Annotated in this window: 6 protein-coding genes; all 6 read right to left on the reverse strand. The window is 37.4% G+C overall.

The window, feature by feature from the left end; translation table 11 throughout:
• On the reverse strand, positions 1–1,325 hold a 1,325-nt coding region (locus Q0N70_RS12165; protein WP_294017138.1), incomplete at its 3' end, for a restriction endonuclease subunit S.
• Positions 1,322–1,876 (reverse strand): hypothetical protein, encoded by a 555-nt coding sequence (locus tag Q0N70_RS12170; protein ID WP_294017141.1) that lies wholly within the window; start codon positions 1,874–1,876, stop codon positions 1,322–1,324. The genes Q0N70_RS12170 and Q0N70_RS12165, both read right to left, overlap by 4 nt.
• Positions 1,860–2,054 (reverse strand): hypothetical protein, encoded by a 195-nt coding sequence (locus tag Q0N70_RS12175; RefSeq protein WP_294017143.1) that lies wholly within the window; start codon positions 2,052–2,054, stop codon positions 1,860–1,862. The genes Q0N70_RS12170 and Q0N70_RS12175 overlap by 17 nt, the downstream gene beginning before the upstream one ends.
• A gap of 154 nt (positions 2,055–2,208) precedes the next feature.
• Positions 2,209–3,279 carry a Fic family protein gene (locus tag Q0N70_RS12180; protein ID WP_294017145.1) on the reverse strand — a complete coding sequence of 357 codons (1,071 nt, stop codon included), beginning with the start codon at positions 3,277–3,279 and terminating at the stop codon, positions 2,209–2,211.
• Positions 3,276–4,142 carry a KilA-N domain-containing protein gene (locus Q0N70_RS12185; protein ID WP_294017147.1) on the reverse strand — a complete coding sequence of 289 codons (867 nt, stop codon included), beginning with the start codon at positions 4,140–4,142 and terminating at the stop codon, positions 3,276–3,278. Before Q0N70_RS12185 ends, Q0N70_RS12180 begins: the two co-directional genes overlap by 4 nt.
• On the reverse strand, positions 4,142–5,608 hold a 1,467-nt coding region (locus Q0N70_RS12190; protein ID WP_294017149.1), incomplete at its 5' end, for a class I SAM-dependent DNA methyltransferase. The genes Q0N70_RS12185 and Q0N70_RS12190, both read right to left, overlap by 1 nt.

Below are 5,608 nucleotides of genomic sequence, written 5' to 3' on the forward strand. Positions count from 1 at the left end.
CGTTGATTAACATACATTTCTTCATTTAAGATTTTTACTAAGTAAGACTTTCCAACTGTACCACCCGTCATACACATTATAATATCATTTACAGAAAGTTTATAATTTTCCATTTCAGTGTTAAAGGGATAATAAACAGGATCCTTTTCTTTTATTCCAGTTTCATCAAAATCAGATATTCTTAGAACTCGGACACCATTTTCTTTAGTAACATAATTTCCACTTTTAAAGGCATATCCACCATTAAATGTGGAAATATCTCCCAATCTACACCAGCACCAGTTTTCTGGAATATCAAAGGGAATTTCATCTTCTGTAATTTCTGGCAATTCTTTTTTTGTCACACGGATTTGTGATTTACTACGTAAATCACTGCTTTTAGATTTTTTATTCTTTCCATCGCAAATTCCGTAGGAATTTGCAAATCCGTGTGACAATCTTTCCTTGCGTATCTCTTCCAGCAAATCCCGTGCATTTCCTTCGCTGGCTATTTGTGGAACGAGTTTTCCCTGGACAGCTTCCTGCAGAATTGCTTTTTTTGTGAGTGTACCGATTTTTTCATTAATGGCTTTGAGTTGTGTTTCTTTTTTTCCGTATTCTTCTATGAGCGGCATGAACTTTTCGATTGCAGCGACAATGCGTTTTTGTTCGGATAGTGGAGGAAGAGGAATTATAGTTGAATTGAGTTGCTCAATATTCAACTTTGGCATTTTGACTCTATTTTCAAAAACTTTTATTTCTTGATCAAAAAAATCTGATAATAAAACATACTTCAAATAATGCTTATTGATTTTAGTATCAAGAGGATACATGTCTGCAGAACACAAACCTTCAAAATCTACATAAACAACTTTTTGTAAGCGTGGACGTATTTTTGAATAAAGAAGCATATCTTCATGAAATAAATGATTAATGCTTTTTATTGACTTTTGTTTTACAGTTCTTTTTTCTTTGATAAGTGTTCCTGTACCCTTTCCAATATCATCAGGTGCAATTTGTATGTAATCTGGATATTTAGCTGAATCAACTAAATTAGTTTTTATTTCAACAACTTCTCCCAATCTACACCAGCACCAGCTTTCTGGAATATCAAACGGAATCTCTTCTTCTGTAATGTCACACGGATTCGAGCCAGCTAACGCTGTCTCTTTTTTTGATTTCCTTTTTCCAGATTTTGCGTTAGCAAAATCCAATCCGTGTGACAATTTTTCTTTTCTAATCTCTTCCAGCAAATCTCTTGCATTGCCTTCACTTGCAATCTGAGGAACTAATTTTCCCTGCACTGCTTCCTGTAAAAGTGCGTTTTTCAAATCTTTGGCGGTCATTTATGTTCCTCGCTTGACTTTTTGGCTTCATCTGTTATACTTGAATCATCGACGTGAGGTGTCTTAGTTGCCCTGTCCGCTGATTTTTCAGCCGCGTCACTCAAGCCTTCGAATTTTTCGGAGGCTTTATTTATTTCATCTAGTTCTATTGAATATATTCTGTGTCCGTTTGCAATACTTTCTTTTACAGTAATCAATACATCTGCTTTTCTACCACTTTGTAAAATTGCGGCAGAAACAAATCTTTTTATTGAAACAACATTCGGATCATCAGGATTTTTAAGATTTCCATGTGAGGCTACGAGTATTGCGCTTTCATAAAGATGTTTGATTTTAGCAGCCAATTCAAAATGTTCTGCAAGAGTAAAACCATTTGCTTTTGATTTTTCCAGAGCTTTTGCACTCGTCATTTTGTCGATTGAGTGCTTGGAAAGATTAGCTTCAATTCCGGTTTGAATATTTACAATCTTACCTAAAAATGGTTTTAGAATTGTGAGAAGTTCAGAACGTTTATAACTGGCGTAGCCTTGCTTTTTAATTTGCTCGGACATATTTTCTCGTTCCATCAGAATAAAGCAAATAAGCGGAGTTTGTTGCTGAGTCGTAGCAGGAAATAGGAGTTCCCTTTGCTTTTTTTATTTCGTTTTCAATTCGTACTGCTTCAATAAAACGTCTTGTCAATTCATCGTCTGAAACACCACAAGTTGAATCCAATTCATTTAGCTCCATAACAAATTCTCCTCCATGTTTCTATTGTATTTGATTTCTTGATAAAAATACAGTATATTAGTTTTGTAAGCCGCGGGATTCCTTCTCCCTGCCTTGAGCAGGTGGTTCATCGTATGATGACGCAGGGACCGCGGACTGTTTTTTTTTATTACATCTAGTACAGTTCCCCTTTTTTTAATTTATATCTTCTGTTTTTATTTCCGCCCAGTGCTTCAAGGTAGCCGAATTCGGTCAGCTGGCGCAGGTAACGCTTGGCTGTTGTAGGCGCAAAATCAAAATGCCGCACAAGTTCCTCTGTAGTGATTTGGGATTTATCGCTCATAAAATGCAAAATATCGACCAGTTTCTCGGCTAAAGTTGGCTTTACAGACCACTTATCGACCATTCCCAGCTTCAAAAGCGATTTATCGACCATTTTCTCATTATTTTCGCTCATGGAAGCCTTAAACTGTTCAATTTCTCTTTGCAGATGTTTTGCATGAAGGTTCAACATAAAGTCAATAAAAATACTATCATCATCTTTTTCCCGTGAGTCTATGAGAGATTGAATATATTCAGCCTTGTCTTCTTTTAGAACTTTTGAAGGAATGAGTCCGTATTCCCACTGCAAAAGATTCATCAAAAGGCGGCTCATCCTGCCGTTTCCGTCTACCCACGGATGAATCGTTACCAGTTCATAATGCGCCCAGAAGCTCAGCTTGTAAACAGAAGGAATGTCTTTTGGATTTATATTTTTGCGGAGTTCATTCAACTTCTGGCAAAATGATTCAAGCTTTGCAGGAACTTTCTGATACGCCATATAAGAGGCTCCGCCAATTCCTGCCGTTACATTTACTTTTCTGAGTTCTCCTTTTACCGCAGAAAAATCACCTGTAATTGTGTGATACTCGCTTCCAGTCCGTGCCATTACTTTTGCCGAAAGGCTTATAAGCGAATTCACTGTGATTTCTGGATGCTGCATAATCCATTTTATTCCGTATTCGTAAGCATTCTTCAAATCCAGATTCATCATCTGTTCTGTAATTGTCCGCTTACTGGAAGTGATTCCTTCATCAAACAAAAGCTGGGCTTCAACTTCCGTAACGGTTGAGCCTTCTATTGCCGTTGAGTGAGTAATAATGGAATATAAATAGAATTTGTCGTAATCAAGCTGCTGATTTATTCCAAGAGAATTATATTTGTCTATTACTTCTTTAAGACTGGTTTTCAAATCTTTTGCGGTCATTTTGATTCCTCTGCTTTATCGGATATGGTCAGAATTTTTGAGGATGAAAAATCAAGGGCTTGAATTGTTCTAAGCTGTTTAAGAGCCGTTTCCCGTAACATTTCCAAACGTTGAGGCTGCCCGATATTTTGTTCTATAAGAATAGCGTTATAACTTTCAAGGTTGGCAAGGACTAGAAGATGATGTAAGTCTGTATAATCACGGATATTTCCCTTTTTGCCGGGATTGTCCTTTCGCCATTCTTTTGCAGTCATTCCAAATAATGCCACGTTCAATAAATCAGCTTCGTCGGCATAAACGAAAGATTTTTGGGCAGGTGTAAGTTCAGGGATTATGAGTTTTTCTTTAATGGCATCGGTATGGATTTTGTAATTGAGCTTAGAAAGTTCCCGGTTAAGATTCCAGTTTAATGAAAGACGAGAATTTTCATCGGACTTAAGGCGTTTATAATCTTTGATGATATATAACTTGAATTCAGGAGAAAGCCAGGATGCAAACTCAAGGGCTATGTCTGAATGTGCAAATATTCCGCCGCCATATCTGCCAGATTTTGTAATGATTCCTTTTCCCTGTAATGTATCATTCCATTCTTTTATAGAAAATGTAAATGCATTAGTTCCAGCTTCACTTTTAAACGTATCGAATTCGCTACGTTTAAAATCCGGATTGTGAAGGCTTTCCCATAAACCTAAAAATTCGACTATATCCCGACCTCGAAGCCATGTGTGAATAGTTATACGGGGATCAGCGCTTCTATATCGTGCTATATCTGTAAGTGAAATAAATTCATTTTCAAAATCAGTTGTATAGATACCGATTTCAATTCCTTTTGCGTGAATTGTGTCTTTGATTATTTTTGTCATTACAACTCCCCTTTCTGTGCTTTCTGATGAAGTTGTGTAATTTGTGCAAGAAGATTGTCTATATCTGCATTAAGCTTTGTACGTTTTTCTTCATAGTTTTGGATTGTTTCTGCAACGCTCAAGATTTCTTCTTCTTCGTGAGGATAACCGCAGACATCAAAATTGTAATTTGAATCAATGAGTTCCTGTGTTGTGTAGCATTTTGCTTTTGGATTTCCTTCTTGGTCCGTAATTTCTTTACGAGCATTCCACCAGGTGATACAGTCGTCAAAGTGTTTTAATTCCATTGGCTTTGTTTTGCTAAAGTGTTTGCGGTCGCCTGGAATGTCTACGCGGTAGAACCATGTTTTTCCTGTCGGCTCTTCATTATTAAAGAAAAGAATGTTAGTTGTAATACTTGTGTACGGACTGAATACGCTTCCGGGCAAGCGGACAATTGTGTGAAGATTAAAATCTGTAAGAAGCTTTTTCTTAAGATTGTTCTTTGCATTATCGTTTCCAAACAAGAATCCATCAGGAACAATTACTGCTGCTCGTCCATTTTTTTTAAGGCGGTACATGATGACTGCCATAAATAAATCTGCAGTTTCGCTTGAACGTAAGTCTGCCAGGAAGTTCTGTTTGATGTCGTCCTTTTCGCTTCCGCCATAAGGTGGATTCATAAGAATTACATCAAAGGCATCTTTTTGAGTGTAGTCCAAAAGTTTATAAATAAGTGAATTTCCGTGATAGACTTTTGGACTGTCGAGGCCATGAAGCAGCATGTTTGTGACGCAGAGCATGTATGGGAACTGTTTTTTCTCTACGGCATAAACTGAGTTATAGATTTTTTCTGATTCTTCGTTTGAAATGCTGCCTTTAGCGTCTTTTACTTCTTCAAGTTCTTTTATCCAGCTGGAAAGGAATCCACCAGTACCGCAGGCAAAGTCTGCCATTGTTTCACCAATCTGAGGTTTAATCATTTTTGCCATAAATTGAGTAACAGCTCTTGGTGTATAAAACTCACCGGCACTTCCGGCACTCTGGAGTTCTTTAAGAATTGTTTCGTAGATTTCACCAAAAGCGTGAGTTTCTTCGTAGCTTCCAAAATCCAGTTCATCGATAATATTTACAATCTGACGGAGAAGTACGCCGTCCTTCATGTAGTTGTTTGCATCTTCAAAAGTTGTGCGGACAATGCTCTGACGAATTGGTGTATCAGGTGAGATTTCAAGATTTTTAAGAGTTGGGAAAAGCTTATTGTTTACAAAGTTCAAGAGTTTGTCGCCTGTAAGCCCATCACCCTGATTTTCTGTATGTGCCCAGTTGCGCCAGCGAAGTTCTTCCGGGATTATTGATTCATATTTTTCATCTTCAAATTCCCAGTCTTCTTCTTTTGCGTTATATACCTTTAAGAAAAGCATCCAGGCTATCTGTTCAATTCTCTGTGCATCACCGTTGATTCCGGCATCATTACGCATTACATC

Origin of the sequence: uncultured Treponema sp. (genome assembly GCF_945873775.1) — a bacterium.
Classification (GTDB): domain Bacteria; phylum Spirochaetota; class Spirochaetia; order Treponematales; family Treponemataceae; genus Treponema_D.